20 protein-coding genes and 5 pseudogenes are annotated in these 22990 nt (G+C 34.0%); 21 read left to right on the forward strand and 4 right to left on the reverse strand.

Annotated elements, in window-relative coordinates; genetic code table 11:
• The first annotated feature begins 111 nt into the window (after window positions 1–111).
• Both A5883_RS18060 and A5883_RS18065 read left to right on the forward strand, forming a co-directional pair.
• Window positions 112–1665 (forward strand): helix-turn-helix domain-containing protein, encoded by a 1554-nt coding sequence (locus tag A5883_RS18060; RefSeq protein ID WP_086339396.1) that lies wholly within the window; start codon window positions 112–114, stop codon window positions 1663–1665.
• Window positions 1666–2574: 909 nt separating this feature from the next.
• A complete protein-coding gene (locus tag A5883_RS18065) occupies window positions 2575–3939 on the forward strand; it encodes a peptidoglycan DD-metalloendopeptidase family protein (protein ID WP_086339267.1) in 1365 nt (454 codons plus the stop codon).
• A gap of 1384 nt (window positions 3940–5323) precedes the next feature.
• Here the strand turns inward: A5883_RS18065 and A5883_RS18070 are convergent.
• On the reverse strand, window positions 5324–5578 hold the full coding sequence (locus tag A5883_RS18070; RefSeq protein WP_086339268.1) for a toxin-antitoxin system, toxin component: 255 nt from the start codon (window positions 5576–5578) through the stop codon (window positions 5324–5326).
• An 800-nt stretch (window positions 5579–6378) separates the two neighbouring features.
• A complete protein-coding gene (locus A5883_RS18080; RefSeq protein WP_042890047.1) occupies window positions 6379–6624 on the reverse strand; it encodes a hypothetical protein in 246 nt (81 codons plus the stop codon).
• A 570-nt stretch (window positions 6625–7194) separates the two neighbouring features.
• Here A5883_RS18080 and A5883_RS18085 point away from each other — a divergent pair.
• The 5 genes and pseudogenes from A5883_RS18085 (at window position 7195) to A5883_RS18100 (ending at window position 10456) form a co-directional block, all read left to right on the forward strand.
• Window positions 7195–7806, forward strand: coding sequence for a TetR/AcrR family transcriptional regulator (locus tag A5883_RS18085; RefSeq protein ID WP_254907904.1), 612 nt, complete (start codon window positions 7195–7197; stop codon window positions 7804–7806).
• 14 nt (window positions 7807–7820) lie between these two features.
• A pseudogene (locus tag A5883_RS18090) lies at window positions 7821–8555 on the forward strand (SDR family NAD(P)-dependent oxidoreductase).
• Between the two features lie 90 nt (window positions 8556–8645).
• Window positions 8646–9124: pseudogene (locus tag A5883_RS19615) on the forward strand (oxidoreductase).
• A 140-nt stretch (window positions 9125–9264) separates the two neighbouring features.
• Entirely contained in the window at window positions 9265–9387 is a 123-nt protein-coding gene (locus A5883_RS19620) for a hypothetical protein (protein WP_254907905.1), read from the forward strand.
• Window positions 9388–9451: 64 nt separating this feature from the next.
• Window positions 9452–10456: an NADP-dependent oxidoreductase gene (locus A5883_RS18100; RefSeq protein WP_086339270.1), complete on the forward strand. Its 1005-nt coding sequence runs from the start codon at window positions 9452–9454 to the stop codon at window positions 10454–10456.
• A gap of 613 nt (window positions 10457–11069) precedes the next feature.
• Here the strand turns inward: A5883_RS18100 and A5883_RS19320 are convergent.
• Window positions 11070–11237, reverse strand: coding sequence for a hypothetical protein (locus A5883_RS19320; RefSeq protein WP_176324029.1), 168 nt, complete (start codon window positions 11235–11237; stop codon window positions 11070–11072).
• Between the two features lie 172 nt (window positions 11238–11409).
• Here A5883_RS19320 and A5883_RS18105 point away from each other — a divergent pair, with 172 nt between their 5' ends.
• The 14 genes and pseudogenes from A5883_RS18105 (at window position 11410) to A5883_RS18175 (ending at window position 22153) form a co-directional block, all read left to right on the forward strand.
• On the forward strand, window positions 11410–11646 hold the full coding sequence (locus A5883_RS18105) for an AbrB/MazE/SpoVT family DNA-binding domain-containing protein (protein ID WP_086339271.1): 237 nt from the start codon (window positions 11410–11412) through the stop codon (window positions 11644–11646).
• Window positions 11643–12056: a type II toxin-antitoxin system death-on-curing family toxin gene (locus A5883_RS18110; protein WP_086339272.1), complete on the forward strand. Its 414-nt coding sequence runs from the start codon at window positions 11643–11645 to the stop codon at window positions 12054–12056. The genes A5883_RS18105 and A5883_RS18110 overlap by 4 nt, the downstream gene beginning before the upstream one ends.
• Before the next feature lie 343 nt (window positions 12057–12399).
• Complete coding sequence (locus A5883_RS18115) at window positions 12400–12600, forward strand: cold-shock protein (RefSeq protein ID WP_005237682.1); 201 nt, start codon at window positions 12400–12402, stop codon at window positions 12598–12600.
• A 68-nt stretch (window positions 12601–12668) separates the two neighbouring features.
• Entirely contained in the window at window positions 12669–12884 is a 216-nt protein-coding gene (locus A5883_RS18120; protein ID WP_086339273.1) for a hypothetical protein, read from the forward strand.
• An 85-nt stretch (window positions 12885–12969) separates the two neighbouring features.
• Complete coding sequence (locus A5883_RS18125; RefSeq protein ID WP_086339274.1) at window positions 12970–13275, forward strand: hypothetical protein; 306 nt, start codon at window positions 12970–12972, stop codon at window positions 13273–13275.
• 996 nt (window positions 13276–14271) lie between these two features.
• A pseudogene (locus A5883_RS18135) lies at window positions 14272–14568 on the forward strand (aldo/keto reductase); the annotation flags it as partial.
• Window positions 14569–14805: 237 nt separating this feature from the next.
• Window positions 14806–15006, forward strand: coding sequence for a cold-shock protein (locus A5883_RS18140; RefSeq protein WP_086339275.1), 201 nt, complete (start codon window positions 14806–14808; stop codon window positions 15004–15006).
• 70 nt (window positions 15007–15076) lie between these two features.
• Window positions 15077–15292, forward strand: a complete 216-nt coding sequence (locus A5883_RS18145; RefSeq protein WP_086339276.1) for a hypothetical protein — start codon at window positions 15077–15079, stop codon at window positions 15290–15292.
• Window positions 15293–15672: 380 nt separating this feature from the next.
• A pseudogene (locus tag A5883_RS19765) lies at window positions 15673–16022 on the forward strand (helix-turn-helix domain-containing protein); the annotation flags it as partial.
• Between the two features lie 462 nt (window positions 16023–16484).
• Window positions 16485–16823: a hypothetical protein gene (locus tag A5883_RS18155; RefSeq protein WP_016620695.1), complete on the forward strand. Its 339-nt coding sequence runs from the start codon at window positions 16485–16487 to the stop codon at window positions 16821–16823.
• On the forward strand, window positions 16789–17517 hold the full coding sequence (locus A5883_RS18160; protein ID WP_086339277.1) for a WxL domain-containing protein: 729 nt from the start codon (window positions 16789–16791) through the stop codon (window positions 17515–17517). Before A5883_RS18155 ends, A5883_RS18160 begins: the two co-directional genes overlap by 35 nt.
• 105 nt (window positions 17518–17622) lie before the next feature.
• On the forward strand, window positions 17623–20160 hold the full coding sequence (locus A5883_RS18165; RefSeq protein WP_176324030.1) for a WxL domain-containing protein: 2538 nt from the start codon (window positions 17623–17625) through the stop codon (window positions 20158–20160).
• A gap of 298 nt (window positions 20161–20458) precedes the next feature.
• Window positions 20459–21469 (forward strand): DUF916 and DUF3324 domain-containing protein, encoded by a 1011-nt coding sequence (locus tag A5883_RS18170; RefSeq protein WP_086339279.1) that lies wholly within the window; start codon window positions 20459–20461, stop codon window positions 21467–21469.
• A gap of 336 nt (window positions 21470–21805) precedes the next feature.
• On the forward strand, window positions 21806–22153 hold the full coding sequence (locus A5883_RS18175) for a DUF7006 family protein (protein ID WP_086339280.1): 348 nt from the start codon (window positions 21806–21808) through the stop codon (window positions 22151–22153).
• 371 nt (window positions 22154–22524) lie between these two features.
• Here the strand turns inward: A5883_RS18175 and A5883_RS19630 are convergent.
• Window positions 22525–22762, reverse strand: a pseudogene (locus A5883_RS19630) (ISL3 family transposase); the annotation flags it as partial.
• Between the last annotated feature and the right edge of the window lie 228 nt (window positions 22763–22990).

Raw genomic sequence — 22990 nt, forward strand, 5'->3', positions numbered from 1 at the left:
GTAATAATAATAATTACTGATTTTCCGAAAAAAATTTCCCAAAGAATTTTAAGATATAAATAAAATTAAACAATAAAGAAAGCAATTTGAATGTTGAATGGAGTGTTGGGTATGAGAAGAGAATTATTTCAATTACTGGAAAAAAGAAATAAAATCAGTTATCAATTAATTGAATTATTTCAAATTGAAAATAGTTGGCTCGAGGTAAAAAAAATAAGTTCTGAATTGGATATTAGCAACCGAAGTGCCCAACGCTACATTCACTATTTAGAAGAGTTAGTTAATGAATATAATGAGGAAAAACAAAAAAGTTTGATAATGCATTATGAAAAGTTCAAAGGTATTAAATTTGACTTTAGTGACTCTTCAATAGAACAATTTAAATTGTATATTTTTTGCAATGATCAAAATATGAGACTGCTTTTGGATCTTTGCTTATTAAAAACCGAACCAATCAAGAAATATTCTCAGAAGCATTTTATTAGTATATACGCAATAAAAAATGCATTAATAGAAATAGAGCCATTACTGACTTCTTTTGATCTTAAGGTCGATTCTAAAAAATTAACGTTGGTTGGTGAAGAAAAAACTATCAGGATCTTTATTTATAACATTCTCTGGTCAATCTACAAAAATGATTGTTGGCCATTTCACTATATCGATGAACAGCGATTGTACCAATCAATTGATACAATCGAACAAGAATTAGATTTAACTTTCTCCAATATTCAAAGAAAACAAATATCTTATTTCATGGCGATTTGTTTGATTCGTAATCGTAAGAAATTGTATATTGATCATTATCCTGAATGGGAAAAATACGTTAATATTAAATCTTTGAGCAGTAAAGAAGAAATACTCATTAAAGGTATGCGTCACTATCAAATTTTTGACAGTAATGAAATTTTGTTTATTCTTATGATAATGGAAACTAAGCACCGAATGTATAAATCTGATAAATTAAAAAAAAGAGTGCTAAAATATCATAAAAAAAATGATACCGATATTTATAGATTAACCAATCAAATGATAGATAAATTTGAACAAGAATTTTTCTCAATACCACCAGAGAGTCTTGAATTAGTTTACACGTACTGTTTCTGTACTCACCTTCAATCTAAAATTTTTCCGAATGTCCCTCTTGACGCAGATGGATATGGAACGTTTGAGAATACAGATGCACTTCAACATTTAAATAATAAGATTCTAAAGTTTATTCGCGAGATGAAACATGAAGAAAACGAGACAATTTTGGCGCAAGAAGCTTTCTTAGTTAAAAAATACTTGGCTCTCTTTTCTTATTTTGGTCGTTTGACTGATTATGAACCACAAATCGATGTAGTCATTGATTCAGATTTACCTTTTCTAGTTCAGGAAAATCTGAAAAGAAGATTAAGAGGGCAGTTTGATAAATATTTTAATTTGCAAATGTCTGAAACTATTCCAAAGGATAGAGATAACTACCTAGTTATTACCACAATGCCATCACTTAAAAATACGGTTGAAACTATATGTGTAGTTGACCCCCCTTTGTTTTACCGTGACTATCAAATGATCGAAGAAATATTAACGTATAAATTACAACAACTCTATCAAGATACAATGAATAGAACAAACCATCAATCAGTAAAAGTAAATAACAATGAGGTTTTGGCTATTAGTTAACAGGAAATGCTAAGTGGTTTAAAAAACAATTCTATGACAAAGCAATGTAAATTCTTTTCCAGATTAATTTTTTATTTTCAATGATTTGATAACCTTTGCTTAATTAAATTCTCCTTCAAACTTATATTTCATGCAAATGAAATAAAGACATTAATTCTGATGAATCAACAAAAGGACAGTTCGCTAAAAAATTGATTTGAATCGCCAATGAAGTGATTTATCAGCTGGAATTAATATGTGAAAATTTTCCTTGACTGCTTTTCATAGTTAATTAAAAATAAAAGAAGCTTTCATTAGTGCCATTTTAAAAGTACTTTTGTAGTATGCAGATAGATCTTATCTATGAATGTTTTGATTATAATAAAAAAACAGAAAAATGTTATTGAGAGTTGGCTCAAGAGGATATATATGGATGTAAGGGGTTTATATGTATAACAATTCTTTTTGGTAAATACATAAAACTCATACAAACCGTAAGTACTGATTTTAGGAAAGTGAAACTATGGAATTAAAACAAAACAAATTTTCATTTTATAATACATGAATCGTTTGACCAATTATCTCGATAATCAATTAACTATGAATTTGCCACCCAAAGAAGTCGAAATATATCTGATTAGTAGGGATTAAAAAAAACTATAGTTCTTGGTACTTTCGAAGAATTAAAATAGCCAATAAATTACAAAAATTTACCATGTTTAGAATTTCTTTCTTATTTTGCTCCGTTTATTTAATTAATTTCTACTTAATATTTGAAAATTGACTATATCGAGTAAAATGCTTTACGTGTAGCCTTACAATGAATAAGATGTTAATTTGAAACTTTGAACCTTTCGAGTTCGAAAAATTTGATAACATAATACCTTTTATCTTCGGTATGATTAAAAGAGGAAAAAGGAGGATTTTTTAGTGAAACAATCAAAAACATGGATCTTACTTGCACTAGTCTGTAGCCAGTTTTTAACGACTATTCCAGTTTCAGCTACACTTGCTGGTCCAGAGGATGCCATAGAGCAAACACCAACCGAAGAACAAAAATCGAGTACTCTTGAAGACCAGGAGACACGACCAAGTGAAACCCATGAAGAAACACCAACAGAGTCAGCGAAACCACCTATTGAAGAAGGTCCTGTTGTTCCCGAAGAAAAAACAGAAGAACCTAATCCACAGCCTCAAGCAGAAGATTCAACACCGGTTGATTCGCCAAAAGAAGAAGTGAAATCATCACCTACTCCTAAGCCAAATCAATCAACGGATGATGAATCAAAGTCGGAATCACTTGTCCCTGGGCCTGTTGAAAATCAACGTCCGCCATTATCAGAATTTGAGGAGAGCACTCCGGCTGAACCCAATCAATCAAAAGCTATTGAAATCACCCCTCTTAAAGAAACGTGGGAGTTTATCAAAGAGATTGGCGAAGATGCACGGAAAATCGGTTTAGAAGAAGACCTCTACGGGTCGGTTATGATCGCTCAAGCGATTCTTGAATCTGCAAGTGGTCAAAGTAAGTTAAGCCAAGCGCCTTACCATAATCTCTTTGGGATCAAAGGGACGGTTGAAGGAAATGGAATTACCTTCAAGACGCAAGAAAACGATGGAGCAGGTAACATGTATACGATTGATGCGACGTTCCGTTGCTATGAAGACTATGAAGCAAGCTTCAGAGATTATGCAAAGCTGTTGAAAGAGGGCTTAGCGCACTATAGTGATTTTTATAAAGGCACATGGAAGTCAAAAACAGGCTCCTATGAAGATGCAACGGAATTCTTAAACGGACGGTATGCGGCGGACACACAATATGGCGAGAAGTTAAATGCGATTATTGAAGCATACGCACTTACCAGCTACGACACGGAAAAAGCAACGTTGTTAGAAGGCAATGAAGAAATGATCTACCCTGTCATGAATCCGATTGTCTCTTCAGCATTTGGCCCACGTGGAGATGATTTTCACCGAGGCGTGGATTTTGCGGCACCGATGGGTACACCTGTTTATGCAACCCTTGCAGGTACAGTGATTAGTTCAGGATACCATGAATCATGGGGGAACTATGTGGCGATCAAGCATGAGAATGGACTAACCACACTTTATGCTCATAACAATCAAAACTTAGTGGCTGTGGGTCAAACGGTGTCTCAAGGAGACATCTTGGCATCGATTGGGAGTACAGGGAATAGCACGGGTCCGCATTTGCACTTTGAGGTAAGTTTGTCTCCAAGCTTACCCCAAGATCAGCTGATCGATCCGATACGCGTTTTACCAAGTAACGGATAAACGAAGAAAAGAGAGGCGGTATCTAATATATTCAAATCAAGGGCTTAAAGGATCAGAGTTTCTAAATAGTTACCCAAAAATCTGTACTTATTATCAGGAGATTTGAACACAAATAGTAGGAATTTAATAAATAAGTTTTAATCCATGCTCTTCTATACGTAGAAAAGATAATCTGTAAAGTGGTCACGAAGATGTCAATTTGTTAGATGGTCGGAAAGAATGGTTCTTGCTATCCACGAAAATAAAAAAACTATTTTTTGATACTTTGACAAATAAAAATAGATTCTTCTAATTTTCAAAATCACGACAACACGATTGTGTACAAAAAATTAAGCTACTATATTTTATAAAAAACTACAAGGATGTTTTTAAGTGTTTGTATTAAATATCAGATGTTTGTGTAAAAAAATGAAATGAAAGAGATACAATCGGATTCTTTACCATTCGTCAAAACAGCTCAATCCTGAGAGGCTCTAAGAGAAAATCACTTTTCTTTTAGCGCCTTTTTTCCATAACTTGTTTAAATGTGACTTATCATCTTCTATAATCCATCTTAAGTAATATTTGAGAGGTGGCTAAAAATGAAGAGCATGGAATCAATTCGCGACAAAAATAAAGATCTAAGAGTTGTTCATGACGATAATTCTTAAAAATATCAAAAAACTAACTTGTACTATGAAGAATTATATCGAGAGTTTAAACGTGTTTATAATGACGAGATAATTTTTTTGAAAATGGAGGAACCATATTGCGTTAAATGCATAAATTCAAATTTTGTTAGAATTAGATAAAGCATTCATTGGGGATTACTTCTTGAGTCAGAAAATCAGTTAATCAATATGATTCTTCATGAAAAAATTCATTTTATCGGGAAGCTACCGGAAGAAACATGGACGAACAATCAGGATGGGGAGGATTTATTAAGGGAAGAGCGATTAAAAGAGCGTTGGTGTGTATTGACAAGAAACCAATTATTTCGAAAATACAAAAAATGTAAAAGTAAATATAGTAATAAATTACGCACCTGTTTTCAATTTATTACTTAGCAAAGAATATTTGGAATTTCTGAAAAAGACTTATCTTATCAGAAGCAATATCAAATAATTTTATATAAATATTTGACTAGCGAGGAATAATTTGATGCTTTCCTCGCCAGATGAAGGCTGGAATGGGACAGAGCATGACGAAAATAATTTATCCAAGGAGAAAAATCAGCTTTTGAAACCAGCCCCTTACTCAACTTAACCTTAGAAGAGATTAATTGCCAAACAATTAAGAAAACTTAATTGTTTAAAAATCCATTACAAATAATTAAAAAATTACTTGTGAATATCAAGCTGGTCATTCTTTTAGACATTTTTATAGGTATTACTTCAATTGATTTTTAAGAGAGATATTTGAAACTAACATTTTGATCTTTTAATTGTTTAATGAGTTCTGTAACATAGGCATCCTGGAAAATTTTATGGAAGGTTTGTAGGAATTCTTCGGATGTGGAATTGAATTTTTTCTCTGAAAACTCAAGTACTTCAATGGGTGTTTCGAACTCTGCAATAACTGAGGTACTATCGAAAGAATCAGCCGCTTGTATGGATACATTTTTCATTAGTGAAACAATATCAATTTTTGTTTTTAACATAAAGTCACCTCTTTGTATAATTTTAAAATAAAATAATAAATCAGATAAAGCTAATGAAGAATTAGAATACTGCACCAGAGTATTAATTATACATCTCTTTAATGAACACTGCTTAAAGGAAATTATGACAAATTTCAATTAAAGCATGAATTTGACTGTGAGATACAAATTAACTCTATCAATCTTGAATAGCCTAAACTTATTGAAAAAGTTAATATAAGAGAAAGTACTATAGCTTCAGTTCTGTCATTTAATTCTGGTGAAGGTTTGATATTCCATAAAATTTTGGTTCTGAAGACATAGTAAATATAGTTTAGGTTAATCATAAAAGTAAAAATAAGCAAATATTAACATAAAGTGGAGTGAATCAAGTGAAATATATAAATTTTTTTAGCGAAAAAATGACTTCTCTACTTCCAATCAACTATTCTACTTTATTTACTCTTCCGCCTATCTTGGATGCAAATTCTTCTGCTTCAGATTTATATTGAAATAATCTTGCTTTGCTTTTAAAAAGTGTTCGGTACCCGTTAGGTGTTATATAGCCATGCAATACTTTTACAACGTACATTAAATATAGTCTCCTTTCATTAGTGCTCAGATTACTATTAATTAATTCCAAGGTATAGTAGATTTTGAAAAGCGTATTCGAGAAGAGGCTGTTTAGAATAATCAAAATTTATTGAAAATAAATTAATAAAAAGTGAAAGCTAGTATTTTGTTCATAAATGAGCAAAATTGGTCTTTATAATAACATTTTCTTTTTTGTATTTTTAATTTTTGAGAATTGAAAATAAGAATCAATCAAGAACTCTAACAGCAAGATATTCATCTTTGTAGAAATAAAACCTAACATCATTATCGTTATGATTCATATTTTCATCAAAAATTCTACGCAATACATCTTGATACTTATAACTACGAGTGATGATATATAAATTGGAAAGCTCCTCTGTATTTAAATTGACGAATGAGATTCTTTCTTCATGGAAGCCAACATAACTATTATTTTCTGGCACTAACCATATTACAGTCTTGTAAATCATGCGATCACTTCCTTTTATGTAGTATAACATATTCAACCTTCTATATCTCCTTATTGGTAGTAAGCGCTTAAATAGAAAGAAATTAAAAAGTATTTTTGCTTATGTATGATTCAGTTTAGTTCCGTTCTTTACTATTTTCTTTATGGTTTTAAAAGCTACTGTTAAAACTTTATATGACAAGCCTGATATTTTTCTCGCAACGTATTATTTGTTTGTAGGTTGATTACTTAAGATACTATACTATTTTATTAAATGTGGGTAGGAATAGACTAGGAAGAGCTTATTCTAACTGATCCGGATGAAATATATCCTTCAGAATTATGTCTCTATTGGTGGAAAATAGCAAATGGATTGTATGGGAATAATGTTAGTGTAAAGAGTTTATTAGGTTACATGAGAAGCAAAATAATCTTTTTACTTTACAAGGGTTAGTAAATTAAGCTTATTTAGCGTTTTAAACAAAATACTTTGTAAAATTTAATAATTATGCTATTTCGAGAATGATCGTTCTAATAATTTCGAAAAGAGGATTTCTTTTTTAGATATTTTTTAGAAGGCTCGTTCTAAATAATGGACCAAATGAAAATTACAAACAAAGGAGTTGATAATATGGGGAGACCAAAGGAGTTTGATACTCAAGAAGTTTTAGATCGAGCGATGGATGTCTTTTGGGAAAATGGATATGGAGCTACTTCGATACAGGATTTAGTCGATGCAATGGGGATTCATCGACGTAGCATTTATGATACTTTTGGCGATAAGCACAATCTATTTGTTCTATCCCTAAAGCGCTATGAAGAAATGATTTCTCGTAAAATAGAAAAAACGTTATCTGTAAGAATATCAGGATATGATCGTTTAAAGGGTCTTTTTTCAATCGTTCTTTCGACGGAGAAAAATAGGGCAGGATGCTTAATTGTAAATTCTGCAACCGAACTAGCATACATTGATCCTAGTATAGCTAAAGAAGTTCAAGATTATTTTGATCGTGAAGTTCAAATTATTTCTGAGATATTGGAGAAAGCGCAAGAGAAAAATCAATTGACGCCAAATACGAATATACAAGCGTTAGCATACTATCTTCATAATGAATTAGTTGGTATTCGAGTATTGGCAAAAACAACGAATGATTCTCAAAAATTAAATATAATTATTGACCAAACACTAAAAAATATATTCTAAAGGAGTCACAAAACATAGAATTTACAGTGATTACAGGAGCTAGTTCAGGAATTGGCTATGAAGCAGCTCTGGCATTTTCCGCAAAAGGAAAGAATTTGATATTAGTAGCCAGACGAATGGATAAATTAGAGGAACTGTAGGAAAAGATTCTTTTTGAAGATAATACACTTAACATTGTTCTCAAAAGTAGCGATTTATCTGATCGAGGACAGGTCTATGAATTATATGAAGACTTGAAATCCTATAATATTGAAACATGGATTAATAATGCAGGCTTAGGAGATTCGGGTTTAATCATTAATGAAGACCTCCTGAAAATAGAATCTATGTTACGAGTAAACATTGATGCAGTAACTATTTTGTCTACTCTTTTTGCACAAGAATATGCCGATAAAGAAAATACACAATTAATCAATGTTTCATCAGCTATGGGTTATATACTTGCATTAGGTAATACCATTTATTCGGCAACAAATTATTATGTTAGCTTTTATACCGAGGGTTTAGCGAAAGAATTGCAAGGACATCGACTGAAAGCGAAAGTTTTGACACCAGCAATCACGGAAACAGAATTTATTGCTAAAGCTAATAATCTTGATAGTTTTGACTATAGCACGGGTGTGAAACAGTATCATACAGCAAAGGAAATGGCACAATTCTTGATCAAGCTATATGAAAGTGATCATATCGTAGGGATTGTAAATGAAAAGAACGAATTTGTATTGAATGATGGAATTCACCCAATATGACAAAGATTATAAGATAAGGGAGAAAACAAAATGGATAAATTATTCGAAGAAAATCAATTAGGGGAGATCCTATTAAAAAACAGGCTGGTTATGGCGCCGATGACTCGTAATCGCGCAACAGAAGATGGTCTTCCTGGAGAATACGCAGAAAAGTACTACGGACAACACACTTTAATGGGATTGATTATTACTGAAGGCGTACAACCATCAGAAATAGGTCAAGGTTATCTTAATACGCAGGAATTTATACTATCGAACAAGCCAACGCATGGAAGACAATAATTGATGAAGTCCATGCAAAAGGTGGGAAAATTTTTATTCAATTAATGTATGTTGGGAGAATATCACACCCGGATAACTTGCCCTCTCATAAAAAAGCAATCGCACCTAAAGAAAAAATGTTTACACTTACAGGAATGCAAGATATTCCTGTTCCGAAAGCCATACAAACAAAAGATATTCCTACTATCATTGATGAGTACCGTCATGCTGCCTCTTTAGCAATCGAAGCAGGAGCAGATGGTGTGGAAATTCATGGAGTAAACGGCTATTTAATCCACTGCATGTAGGAAAAGAAGCGTTTTTACAAGATATTAGCCATTTATGGGACAGTGTTTTAATCGTAAACAGACCATATCGCCCATTATCAAGTTTAGCGAGTGATTTAGAGAATGATTTAGCTGATCTTGTTTCGGTAGGAGTCATCTCTTTGGCGAATCCTGATCTAGTGGAACGATTAAAAAATGAGTATCCCTTAGATGCACCGAATCCAAATACGTTTTATGTCAACCAAGGAGAAGTTGGCTATGCCGATTATCCTGAAATGAACTAGACAACAAAAGAAACCATCAATAAAAAAATATTGGTGGTTTCTTTAATAGGAGAGTGAAATTTAGATGAAAGCAGCGCAAATCAATCATTATTCCAAATCAATTGATGTAAAAATTACAGATATTCCAATTCCAAAAATTTCAAAGCATGAGGTGCTAATTAAAGTAAAAGTGGCCGCAGTCAATCCATTAGAAACTTTAAATATTACGGGTGCTGTAAAGTTGATTCAAGACTACCCAAAACCATTGACACTTGGAAATGAATTAACGGGGATAATCGAAGCTGCCGGAAGTGAAGTAACCAATTTTAAAAAAGGAGATAAAGTCTATACAAGATTACCAGTGGATAAAATTGGCGCATTTGCGGAATATGTCGCAGTCGATCAATCAGCAATTTGGTTTTTACCCACGAATTTAGATTTTGTTACCGGGGCTGGTGTTCCTTTGACTGGACTTACCGCTTATCAAGGATTGACAGAAATATTACAAGTTCAAGCTGGTCAATCTGTTTTTATTTCTGGTGGCTCAGGGAGCTTCGGGCAAATGGCAGTGCCACTTGCGAAACATCTTGGGTTACATGTCATTGTATCAGGAAATGCAGCTGCAAAAGAACGAATTCTCCAAGCAGGTGCAGATCGATATTTAAATTATAAAAAAGAAAACTATTGGGAAGTTCTAGATAAAGTTGATTTTGTTATAGATACGCTAGGCGCGAAAGAAATTGATCGGGAGCTTTCTATCATCAAATCTGGCGGGAAATTACTTAGTTTGATTGCAGGGCCAAATAAGCAATTTGCAGTCAATCAAAACATGCCAAAATGGAAACAATTGGTATTCGGAGTAGCAGGCGCCAAGATAGATCAAAAAGCGAAGAAACATGGTGTTGAGTATTGTTTTATTTTTGTTCAAGCGAATGGGCAGCAATTACGAGCAATATCAGAAATCGTAGAAAAAGAAAATATCGTACCAAAAATTGATTCACATGAGTTCGCATTAGAACAAGTGAACGAAGCTATAACATTTGTCAAAGAGGGTCATCCTAATGGCAAGGTAGTGGTCAAATTGGATTGAGAAAGGAGATACAGAAACAAATGCAACCGATAGTTCGTTATTTGAGGACAACACATTAATCTTTAGCAGGGAAAGCACTTATCAAGAAATTTGTTGATCTAATTGTTAGAGCCAACCACGATAATATAAAATCCTTCCTGTTCGAATCTGAATAAGAGGGATTTGGTCGTAAGAAAAAAATTGGACGATAGTTTAATTAATAATATCTATTATGTAATAATAATGATAAGATAAAAAAGAAGAGTGCTAGGTAAGCTTAGAAAGACTTCCCCCAAAACTTCCCCAAACTTTCTAGCCTAGTACTCTTCTTTTTTAATACACCTTGCATAATAACCCTACATTAAAAAAAATTCATTAGCAAGCATTTTTTGTCAATTTATATTAGCTTAATTTCGAACTATAGATTTTACTCTTGGTAACTATGCACATCCGCTTTTTTTCAAGCGGTTTTTTTTATTAAAATTGTAAGTCCGCTTTTAATAAGATGTCAGATTTCGGTCTATTGTCGGTCCAATGGCTAAACAACCGTATCCACCTACGCCATTTTTTAATCACGTTATCCCAATAAAACAATTGAACTGATCCGTTATGCAAAATAACTTTATGGTAGGCTCTAGTTCCCCCATCCTAAATTACGCCAATGGTTTTCAAATACCCACACATCACCTTTTGGTGTTGCTGAATGGTACTGAGCAATTTTAGTAATACCTGCCACGAATCTGTCCGGTTTCATTGATCCCATGATTCTTGAATCACCTTGTAAATCTACAATTTTTGTCATAATGTCTCCATCCTAATTTTTTAAGCTTTAACAACTTTGTTTTCCAACTTATTATATGCATTAAAGTAGTACTCGTCTTTGCCACAGTGCTTTCTAAGGGATACTATACACAGAATAAAAACTTTTGAGCGTTTAGGATATACGGTGTATACATAATATGGGAGCTGATAATATGAATATTAAAAAAAGGAAGATTAGAGAAGTAGGTAACTCAATAGTTGTAACTTTATCAAAAGAAAGTTTATTACAAAAGGGTTTGAAGTCTGGAGATACAATTTTTATTGATGAAGACAAAATGATGGATGCGATCGTGAAGGAAGAAAGCAATTTAGATCTTGAAATTGATATGTATGTGAACCAAGCTCTATCTGAATGTGATGTTGCATTTAAGGAACTCGTTGATGGATGATCTATTTAAGTGAAAAAGATATAGTAAAATTAAATGTCATTCAAATAAAGAATTATTCACCGCAGGAAACAATTGGTATCATTGATAAAAATGCGTTGAGTATGGCTGTTAATGAACCCAAACAACATATTTTTGAAAAAGATTTATATCATGATGGGTTCAGCAAAACAGCAGTCCTGTTAATAAACCTGATCAAAAAACATCCATTTCATAATGCAAACAAACGTACAGCATTTTTAGCTGCATATGTTTTTCTTAAGCTAAATGGCCATTCCCTAAAAATGGAAAATCAGGAAGTTGTAGAATTTGTAGTTAGAATTGCTACGTATCAGGGTGAATTTGATACCTTAAAGAATTTAACAACAGACATGCTAAAAAACAATTCAACGAAGATTGATCCCAAAGAATAGAAGCAAACTAGTGATTCATTTAAGTATGGAGATTTAGTTTACTTCTATTTTTGGGGTTAAGAAATATTATTATGTAGATATAGGAAGAGCTTTTAAGAGATACTTACATAGACAAAAATTGCCATGTGCATCAGGCGTAAATTTCATGTCATTAAGCTTTGCTTTAAAAAAATACCTTATTTCCAAAAAACTACATTCCTATATAATTATGTGGTATACTACTTATAGTGATATATTTTGAAACGTATTAAGAGTGCTATACTTAAACTTATACTCTCCTTTTGCTAATCAAACATTTATTGCAACAAAACGCATACGTAGAGATGCACAAGGAGGAAACAGTATGAATAAAGGTACAGTGAAATGGTTTAATTCAGATAAAGGTTTTGGGTTCATTACAGGAGAAGATGGTCAAGATGTCTTTGCTCATTTTTCAGCGATTCAAGCGGATGGATTTAAATCTTTAGATGAAGGTCAAGCAGTTACTTTTGATACTGAAGAAGGTCAACGTGGCTTGCAAGCTGCTAATATATATAAAGCATAAAAGGATCTTTTAAACTCGTCTCAACGTGTGTGAGGCGGGTTTTTTCATACTTTAAAGGAGGGGTGAGAATGAGTTTTTCACAATGGAAACCACAAGAACCTTCAGTAGAAGGACAAGAATTTCATAAAGATCAACAAGTCTTATTTAAATATAGAAAAAAACAAGTAGCAGGAACAATTATAAAACTACTCAGTAATTCAGCAGTTGTAAGCTTATCACATTCAGAAGTGACGAATACTACAGAAAGAACAGTTATAAATTATAAAAATTTAATAAGTAACTGAAATCAATGGAGAACATTCTTAGTGTATATGATGATTTACTATTTATAAGTAAATAGATAGTCGATTTTTTGAATGGAGGAATAAAATGCAAAAAGAAGCTATTCATCAGTTAATTGTAAAATTGACACTTAACAAGGATTGGCTTAATGACCCAGTGATAGTTAATCAGGTGAAATTGTTAGGAGACCAGCTTTCTTGCACTCGACGTTCACCGATTAATTATAATCAGATTCAAGGGATCATTGTTTATTATCTGGATGGTTCGAAAAAGGTGTATACTTCCTTAAAAAGTTGTTGTGAAGGAGAAAAACTCTTTAAAGGAACCATCCAAAAATATATTTTATCCGACTCTCCAATAGCGGACGGAAGATATTTTCGTATCATTCGATAAAGTTATCAACGTCTTAGTCTATTATCAAAAGTATAGCGTTAGATATTTCTTTTTATCAAGCGGATGAACGATGAACATTTGGGTTTAGTTTTAGTTTATTAGAAACAGATAAACAAAAAAACTAGCTATAATCAGCTAGTTAAATCATTTATACATAAGAGAGTTGCATCTAGATTTAGCTTCCTCTAAAGTAGAAAATTTTTCGATATCAATATCGTAAATAAATAACTTGAGTTGAATATTGCGCAACTCTTTCAAATTTAACACGGCAAATGAGGTGATCAAAGGCGGTCTGGATTGAAAATCATACAAACTTGTTTTTGCTTTTGAGGAATATAAACGATAGTCTGAACTAAAAACTTCAACTGGGTAAAAATTAGTATTCATATTTGAACACCTACTTTCATGATACTTATCCAGTATAGCACTTTAAAGAAGACAAAAGTAAAAACAGAAAAAACGTAAGGGATTCCTAAGTATTATTTATGCACCGTTGCTTGATCAATTAATATTATTTCTACACCTTAACACGTTAATATATCAGTGATTTGTTGATTTTAGATAAACAAAAGACAAATAATCATAATTAGTACAGTGGCGTATATTGCTTGCAAAAAAAGATTTTATAACGTAGGCTGAGTAAGCAACATGCATTAATCTAAGAAGAGTACTGGCACAGAAAACTTGGGGAAGTTTTTCTGGACTGCGCCTAGTACCCTTCGTTTTTTTATTTTAGCATTATTTAAGCATAATGAATATTAAAATACAAAAAATCGTATCTTTAAATTAGATACATATAACAATACGATGAATCGACATACTTTTTGATGGAGCAAAAACGAAAACTTACAATCTATTCTAAAGTATAAGCGTTTTATCTTGTGATAGCTTTAATATGATAGACAAATAATTTCCACAGAACACTTGCTCTGCAGCTAAGACCAGGGTTTATTATGGGAATAACAAAGAGGAGACAATTCGACGAATATCAAAAAAAGCAAAGGACGTCATGACCTATTTACCAATCCTGTATTAGCGGAAACTGGTAAACAATATGGCAAGACGGTTGGTCAAGTTGTCCTTCGTTGGTTGATGAATAGAGGGATTGTCGCATTAGCAAAATCAGTTCGTCCCGAACGAATGGCTGAAAACATAGCGAGTTTTGATTTTGAGCATTCACATGAAGACATTGAAAAAATAGCAGATTTAGATAGGGAAGAATCTGCGTTCTTTGATCACGATGCACCCCAACAAGTAGAATGGTTTATGAATCGGATGATGGAGACTGAGTAGTATGTTATATTTGTGATAATACATCTTTAGAGTTAAAACTCATTTTCTTAAGTTTTAATTTAAAAAAATACCTTTTTTAAAAAAACTACAATCCTATCTGATTATGTGGTATACAACTTGTAGTGATATAATTTGAAACGTATTAAGAGTGCTATACTTAATTTATACTCTCCTTTTGCAAATCAAACATTTATCGCAACAAAACGCATACGCAGAGATGTACAAGGAGGAAATAGTATGAATAAAGGGACAGTAAAATGGTTTAATTCAGATAAAGGTTTTGGGTTCATTATAGGAGAAGACGGTCAAGACGTCTTTGCTCATTTTTCAGCAATTCAAGCGGATGGATTTAAATCTTTAGATGAAGGTCAAGCAGTTACTTTTGATACTGAAGAAGGTCAACGTGGCATGCAAGCCGTTAATATCTACAAAGCATAAAAAAATGTCTTTTTAACCCGTCTCAACATGTTTGAGGCGGGTTTTTTCATACTTTAAAGGAGGAAAAAGAATGAGTTTTTCACAATGGAAACCACAAGAACCTTCAGTAGAAGGACAAGAATTTCATAAAGATCAACAAGTCTTATTTAAATATAGAAAAAAACAAGTAGTTGGAACAATTATAAAGCTACTAGGAAACTCTGCAGTTGTCACCTTATCGACTGCAGCAGTGACTGATACCTCAGAAAAAACAGTCATAAATTATAAACAATTGCTAAGCATTTAAACTGATTCTATAGATTTTTAATACCTTAGTCACGATAAATTAGTATTGTTTTCTACATGAATCACTTGCATAAATGCATTTTATAGAATAAAGTGTTAGATAACGTGCATAAATGTTTGAAGAGATTCTAGAATGACTACTCGGGGAAGTATTTCAGACTTTATCATAAAGATAGAGTAGTAGCAATATAGAGTTTAGGTTTTTACTAAATTCACAACTGAAAATGGGACCTTTTGAAAGTTTGTGTATGCATGTTTAATGTGTTACAAACGATTGTAATTCCCTTTTTTAGTTTACATAAGAATTATTGGCTTTATAATTTATGAAACTGTTGGATCAGAACTGATTCTTCAAACCCATTTCTATTAACTAATTTTGTAGATATTTGTGTGAGTTTAAGGATATACAGCGATTTGATTTTTGATTTTAATCACCTTCTAAAAGAATTTACTTTCTTTTAGAAGGTGATTATTTCATCTGCCAACAGACTCGAACTCGTGCAATGCAGCAGTTTGGCACAAAGCACACGTTGACCTTTTTGCCGTTACAACATCTGATACAAGAAATGTTAAATGCCGATCATATTGATTTGATTGTCACAAACTATAATCGATACTTCTTAGACTATATTATTGAAATTGATTACTTGTTATTAAAAACTGTCCCAGATGAGCATGGCTGGCGGAATCTGGAAAGAAAAATTGATCCGTATCGAAAACCATTTCTCTAATCTCCGTACACTCGTTAAAGGTATTAACAAGTGTTTTTTTTCATTTATTTCATCTTCATATGAAAATATTGATTCCAATTTGACCAAAAAATCATGTAACCTTAATCATGTAAGAAAAAGGTATGCATACAAACTTACAGACAAAAGTATCAAAAACCTTCGTTTTTTAGAATAAACATATGTTATGTATTCTCTAAAATAGAAAACCTAATCTGATAACTTTTCTAGGACATTCGATCGGATCGGATGTCTTTTTTGTTCCTCTCTCAAAATCGAAGAATTATGAGACAAATCAGTTGTTATACAAGAAAATTAAAAAGTTGAAACAGGTCGAATAATTAGTTTAACGAGTGTGTATGTCCCTAAAGAAAAACCTGATCCAACACCAACGAAATATGGGGAAACGTAGAATTTTAATGCGGTTGATACTATTTTCACAAGTTCAAAAAGGGGTGATTATATGTGCAATTATTAAAGAGGAAATGTATTTGGTTTTGTTTGTTAGCATTGTGGATTTTTGTCCCAACTGTTTCTGCCCAAACGGTTCAATCGAATAGTTCGATTACCTTTCAGAATATCATTCAAGACGAAATACAACCGGAGCCACCAAATGGAGGTCAGGCAGACATTCAAGAAATCCCCTCATACAAGAAGCCAGGAAGGTTTCCCAAGTTAATGGCTACAACAGAAACACATAATGTCTTTTTAGGAGGCATCTTGTTGATCGTTTTTGTCCTATTAAAGAAAAGGAAAGAAGGAAAAAGAAGTGAAAAAGAAGTATTTAGCACTTGGATTACTTAGCAGCCTATTGTTTGGAAATGTTGTTACAGCTTCAGCCGAACAAATAACAAGAAATGCAGAAACAGAAGGAGAAGTAACTCTTTCGATAATTGATGATGTTGATACGGTTGATCCAGATCCAGACCCAGGTCCTGGAATTATCATTCCCCCAGTACAAACCGGGGAATTTTCCATAACCTACGTGCCCACTTTAAATTTTGGGATCCACGACAATGTTAACTCAACAGGTTTATTAAAATTTGAGGCCCAGGCAGAATCCTTTGAAGTGAATGACGATTCTGGGGAAGAAGTTTTGCGTCCACATTTTGCTCAAATTCGTGATACTCGTGATGTATCAACAGGATGGACATTGAGAGTTGAACAAGTAACACCATTTATCAATGATAATAATGTGCAATTGAATGGTGCATCCATTACGTTTCGTAACCCAAGACTTTCTCAAGCTTGGGATTCCGAGGTTGCTATTCACTCAAATCCTGTCACTATTTCGGCGGAACATGGCAGCCAAATTCTTATGGGTGCAGAAGTGCTTAACGGGCGTGGATGGAATTCGATTACCTGGGGAACGTTAAATGGTGAGGTGAATCCGAATATTGTTTTAGAAATTCCAGGAGAACGAGCAAACGGCCAATTCACAAGTGAATTGAATTGGAGTCTAAGCAATGTCCCTTCTTCGCTGGCCCCTGTTATTTAAGAACAACGAAAAACGTATTGGCAGAATATTGTTGGTCTCTTTTATATGAATGAGATCAACAATATTTGTAAGAAGATTATTTCGTTGAAATATGAGGAGAAGAAAATGAAGAAATTCATAGTTTTAATAGCGATATTTTCTTTAATCAGTCATTCATCCCCATTGCTAACTTTTGCTCAAACAGTATCTATAAACGAAGTCTATGAGGAAACTAGCGATTCTTTCATGGAAGATAGTGTTGAGGAAAGTAGTGATCATAATGAGGAAGATGAAATACAATCAAGCGATAAAGTGGCAAGAGATGACGCGGTTTCTCCCAGTGATAGTGGTAGGGACACTTCAGAAAGCAAGCAAGAAGAGAATGCGGTTTCTTCTGAAAACCACTCTTCCGCAGGTCAGTTGATCACTGGCGTATGGGGGACAGTTCCATGGACCTATGATTTGGTATCGTCAACAATCGTTCTCAGGGGAGGCGAGGTTGGGTTGACCGGACTAGCGCCTTGGAAAACCTATACTGATGTTGAACAGATAATTCTTGAAGATCGAGTCATCCTGGATAGTAGTGCTACAAGCTTGTTTTTGAGATTAACTCAATTGAAAAATATACAAGGGATTGAAAAGTTTGATACTGCTAATGTAACAAATATGAACTCAATGTTTCAAGGAGCAAGTAGTATAACAGAATTAGATTTGAGTCAATGGGATATGTCCAATGTTACCAGTACTACCACAATGTTTGCTGAAATGTCCAATTTAAAAAAACTAGATATAAGTTCATGGCATCGCAGTATCCAGGTTATTAACATGTTTAGAGCGACATCTTTCGAGCAACTCACTTTAGGTACCGGAACAAGAATTAACGGTACCTGGTTATCCAATATACCGGCAACGGAAACCTATACGGGGCGTTGGGTACTTCAAGATAGTTTGGCTAGTTCAACTAATTTTGTTTCATTTGCTAGTTCAACTGCATTTATGTCTGGATATAATGGTGCGAATCCTGGCGTATATGTTTGGGAAGAAACAATTGATCTTGAAGCACAAGTAAGGCCCCAGACAATCCTTCTAGGAGAGGGAACCCAAGACATTGATTTAGGCAGTGCGATTCATACGGTAACGGCAGATGGTGTCTTGTTGTCTTCAGGGGAGTACGATGTTACTTACATTGATTCATCCCCCTATCTTTATATAGGTGATCGATTTAAAGATGTGACCATTACATATCGAACGGTGCATACGTTATCTGTCCGCATTCCCATTTCCGTTCGTTGGGGCAACACAATACGTTTACGTGGAACATGGGCGAATAACTTCGAGGAGTGGCGAACAATAGCCGCTTTTACACATCACGTTGGAGAATCGGGCCCCGAACTGTCCCTATCGCCAGGACGCGGTGGGACAAATCCAACTACACCAATGATCCAACAGTTGCCAAATCAAGAGTTTGCTTCACTTCATGCATACTCAGGCTCCGCCACTATTCTTGTAAACCAAGGCCAACATTTTTTTGACTTTACGTTGTCTACTCAGCAAACACCTGCCGAAGCACAACAAGATTTTGAAAATGCGGTGGGAGAAAATGGACGTCTGCAGTTATCGGTTGGTGATATCGTCAGCGCGACGCACTTGTTTTCATCAGGAGAGGAATTTGATGGCGCCTTAGCTGGCTTCTCTAATCTAGAATGGAATGTACTTATGCAAGATGAAGCAGAAGAAAATGTAGGCACAGATCACACGAATCATAAAAATAGTGCATTTTATGAAGTGACAGCAACTAACCTAAGACCGTTAGTGATCAATCAGTTGAAGCCGTTGCTGAACAATGAGGTTTGGCAATATATTTCTGAAGAGGAGTTATTGGTAGTAGCAGAAAGTTTTTTTGATTTTGACATTGCTGAAGGGTACGTTTCTATAGCGGAGATCATTGAAATGCCTGATACGAATCAGCCAGGAGATTCATCCATGGTTGTTCGAGTGCAAGAAAAGTTATCCTCTGGGCAATACGCTCAAATGGATTACACCGTTCCAGTAACAATAAGGCCGTTACAAGTCTCACCTAAAGATCCAGAGAATCCTCAAGAAGAATTGCATCCAGAGGTGATGCCAGATCTGCCAGAAAATCAAGGATTTTTAAGCATTGATTTTGTTCCTACGATTCAGTTTGGGGATCAAGAAATATCGTATTTTGCACCGGAAACACTATACGCCGAACCATTAAGAACAACAGCAAATGAAACACGTGCAAATTTTGTGCAAGTTTCTGATAGACGTGGAAGAAATCAAAGTGATGGGTGGCGCTTATCTGTGAAACAACGAGAACAGTTTAAGAATAGCGAAACAGGGCATGTTTTAGCTGGCGCTTCTTTGCAGTTTCATCATATTCAAGCAATAGCAGCATCCGGTCAAGAAAATCAGCCTACCCATTCAGAACAACTCTCGCTCCTTCCGGGTGTTTCATCTACTGTCGCTCAGGCACAAGCAGGATCGGGATTAGAAACTTGGCTATTTGCCTTTGGTACAACAGACCAAGCGGCTGAGAGTGTTGTACTGCACTTAGAGTCCGAACAGGAACGTCAAACTGGAACATATGAAACCACCTTGGAGTGGATTCTTCAATCGGTCCCTGATAATGTCATTCAATGATAGAAATCAACTGGATGCGTACTTCACCAGATGTTCAAACAGCCTAACATCCAATAGGAAATCATTTTGGTTGTTAGGCTATTTTTCTGTTTGGCCATTTGCGAGGATTACAAGCGAGAGGAATCTGGCGGTACTGCTCCTCATTAGTAATCATGATGGTCAGTTTGGTCATCGTCCCATGCACAAATCGAGCGTATATGATTCATGAATTTTGCTATGCTGGGTAGGAATTTGGCACTAATGGTAGTAGCAAAAGAAATGAAGGCAATCCCCGTGGAATATAGAGAGGAAGATCGTTATGAATAAAATACTATTTGACAGTAAGAAAACTATGATGTACATAGTGGTAATTTTTATATTGACCCTGTTTTTTTGCCCAGTTGCTTTTGCTGATCAATCTGCTGGTTTTTCAGTTAGACCGATTCTGAGTGAAAATCAAGTGAATTCTGAGGTAGGCTATTTTGATCTGAATCTTGAGCCTGGAGAAAGCCAGACGTTATCTTTGGAGTTACGAAATATGTCTGATGAAGAGATCAACTTATCAATATCCGTACATACAGCTTTTACAAATGTGAGTGGTGTAGTGGAATATGGTAGCGACGCCGATGTCCCAGATGACACCCTACCATTTTTTTTGGCTGATTATATTCAAGGTGATGGCAAGATTACTCTTAGTGAAGGGGAGACGAAACAAGTAGATCTCTTATTGACCTTACCAGAAGATAAACCATTTGAAGGTGTTCTAGCAGCAGGAATTCGCGTGGAAGAAATCAAAGATAGCGAGCATTTGTCAGAAGAATCAATGGCTATTGAGAACACACTGTCTTATGTTATGGGCCTCGTTGTATCGAATAAGCGGGAGCAACTTTCTCCCGAGCTAGATCTCTTAGCTGTCTATGCGGATCAATTAAACTTTAGAAATGTGTTCAGTGCTCAGATCCAGAATCAATCGGGGACGTTTGTTAATCAGTTACAGGTTATTGCCTCAATTTATAATGAAGATCAAACAGAACGCCTCTATTCCACAGAGGCATCAGGAATGCAAATGGCGCCACACTCCAATTTTGCCTTTCCAATTCCTTTGAATGGTGAGTCATTTGTTCCAGGTACTTATGTTCTTCATCTACAAGCAAATTCTGGAGAACTGGAATGGGAGTGGACGAGAACATTTGCGGTAGATGATCAGACATCTAAGACATTTAATCGACAAGATATAACTATTCCTAGCCAAACTAATTACTGGTTATTAGTCTCGATTTTTCTTGTTATACTATTACTCTTAGTGATTCTTATAAGGAAGAGAAAGTAACCTCAGAAGATTGCATAGTGCTAGGAGGCCAAAATAAGTGGATTCTCTAGCAACAAAATTAATGCTTAATGCGCATAGTAAACGATCATTACAGTTGTTTATGTTGTTTAAAGTAAAATCAGTGATATGGTAGTGGTTCTTTCAAAGGTTCAGTGTATTTTTACATGTCTAAGTGTATAACGATATTCACCTGATTGCTATACGAAAAACCTACTTTTAGGCTTGTACAGTTTCTTTAAACGGATAGAGAACGTAAAAATATCGTGGGAGTGAAAATAATAGGTAGCTGGAAGGTAACGAATATAACATTTTAAAAGTTTGGAAAAGGAAATAAATATGCTTCTATTCGCAACAGAAAAAGAATATACTAACTATTTTTGGCAAGAATTGGGTGAGTCTTGCAGAGATACATTAGAAATGCGAGAGTATGTCAATAAACAGATAGTCAGACTGATAGAGCTGACTGATAATATTTCAAAAACAACATTTTGGCAAGATTTTCTGGAAATTTTTGGGCTTGATGCAAAGTTAAATCTTTTAGTGGAATTGTGTGAAATTCAAGAATTTTCAAGCAATGAACTCATTCGAATCACCGAAAATGATTATAGAACATATTTTAAAGAGTTATGTGGCTATGATCTCAGCATGAAAACGAAAAATTCAATAATATTTAATATCTCTTGATATCAGGAGAAAGAGGAAAAATATTTTCTTAAAAGTTAGTGGTGGAGGAATATGAAATCTAAACAAAAAACATTATAAAAAGGGACTTTGCTTAGCATGGACGCAACTATTTTCCATTTCTTGATTTCACAAAGCATAAACAATGACTTTACAAGTAATGCAGGAATAGCTTTTCAGTAAGTGAAAGATTTTTCTGGGCATGTAATAATAAGTAGATTTGAATTTAATACATGATCAAAAATGGCTCTTAGTCATTAAGACTTGATTAGTTGTGCAAAGTAAAATCTGTGTCAGATTGAACCTCATTCTGGCTCAGATTTTTTGTTTTCCCATATTGAACAATTGATGATCAAAAAGCCCCTGTTTATCAATTACCCAAATGATTCAAATCCGTAGGATACTCCTACTATTGTCTTTGTCTGGGTATTCTTATCTTTAATTTTTCTATTAGAGTAAGGATAAAACATCGCATTAGTGATAATTTTTTCTTCTGAGGTTAGAAAATTTTGAAGATTTACTCGAAAACCGTTATATAAAACTTTGGGAAGTTCAATAAATAAGGAGAAAGAATAAATCCAGGTTTGTGTCTCCAAAGGCTTCAATTAACTCTTATAAAGTGGGATTTAGACGTTCGAAAATTCTGCTACACTATTTGATTATTAAAAAATATTTTTTGCAGGACTTCGTGAGCAGACTTGAAATTTTGATAGTTAAGGTAAGAAGTTATTTTTAATTCGTTAATACAGTTTTTTAATCTTTGTTATTTCTCAATATGTAATATATTTTACTGAATTTTGGATTGTGTAGTGAATCGGGTAATAAAGAAAAATTATATAC

It is taken from the genome of Enterococcus sp. 5B3_DIV0040 (genome assembly GCF_002140755.1).
Taxonomy (GTDB): Bacteria; Bacillota; Bacilli; order Lactobacillales; family Enterococcaceae; genus Enterococcus_D; species Enterococcus_D casseliflavus.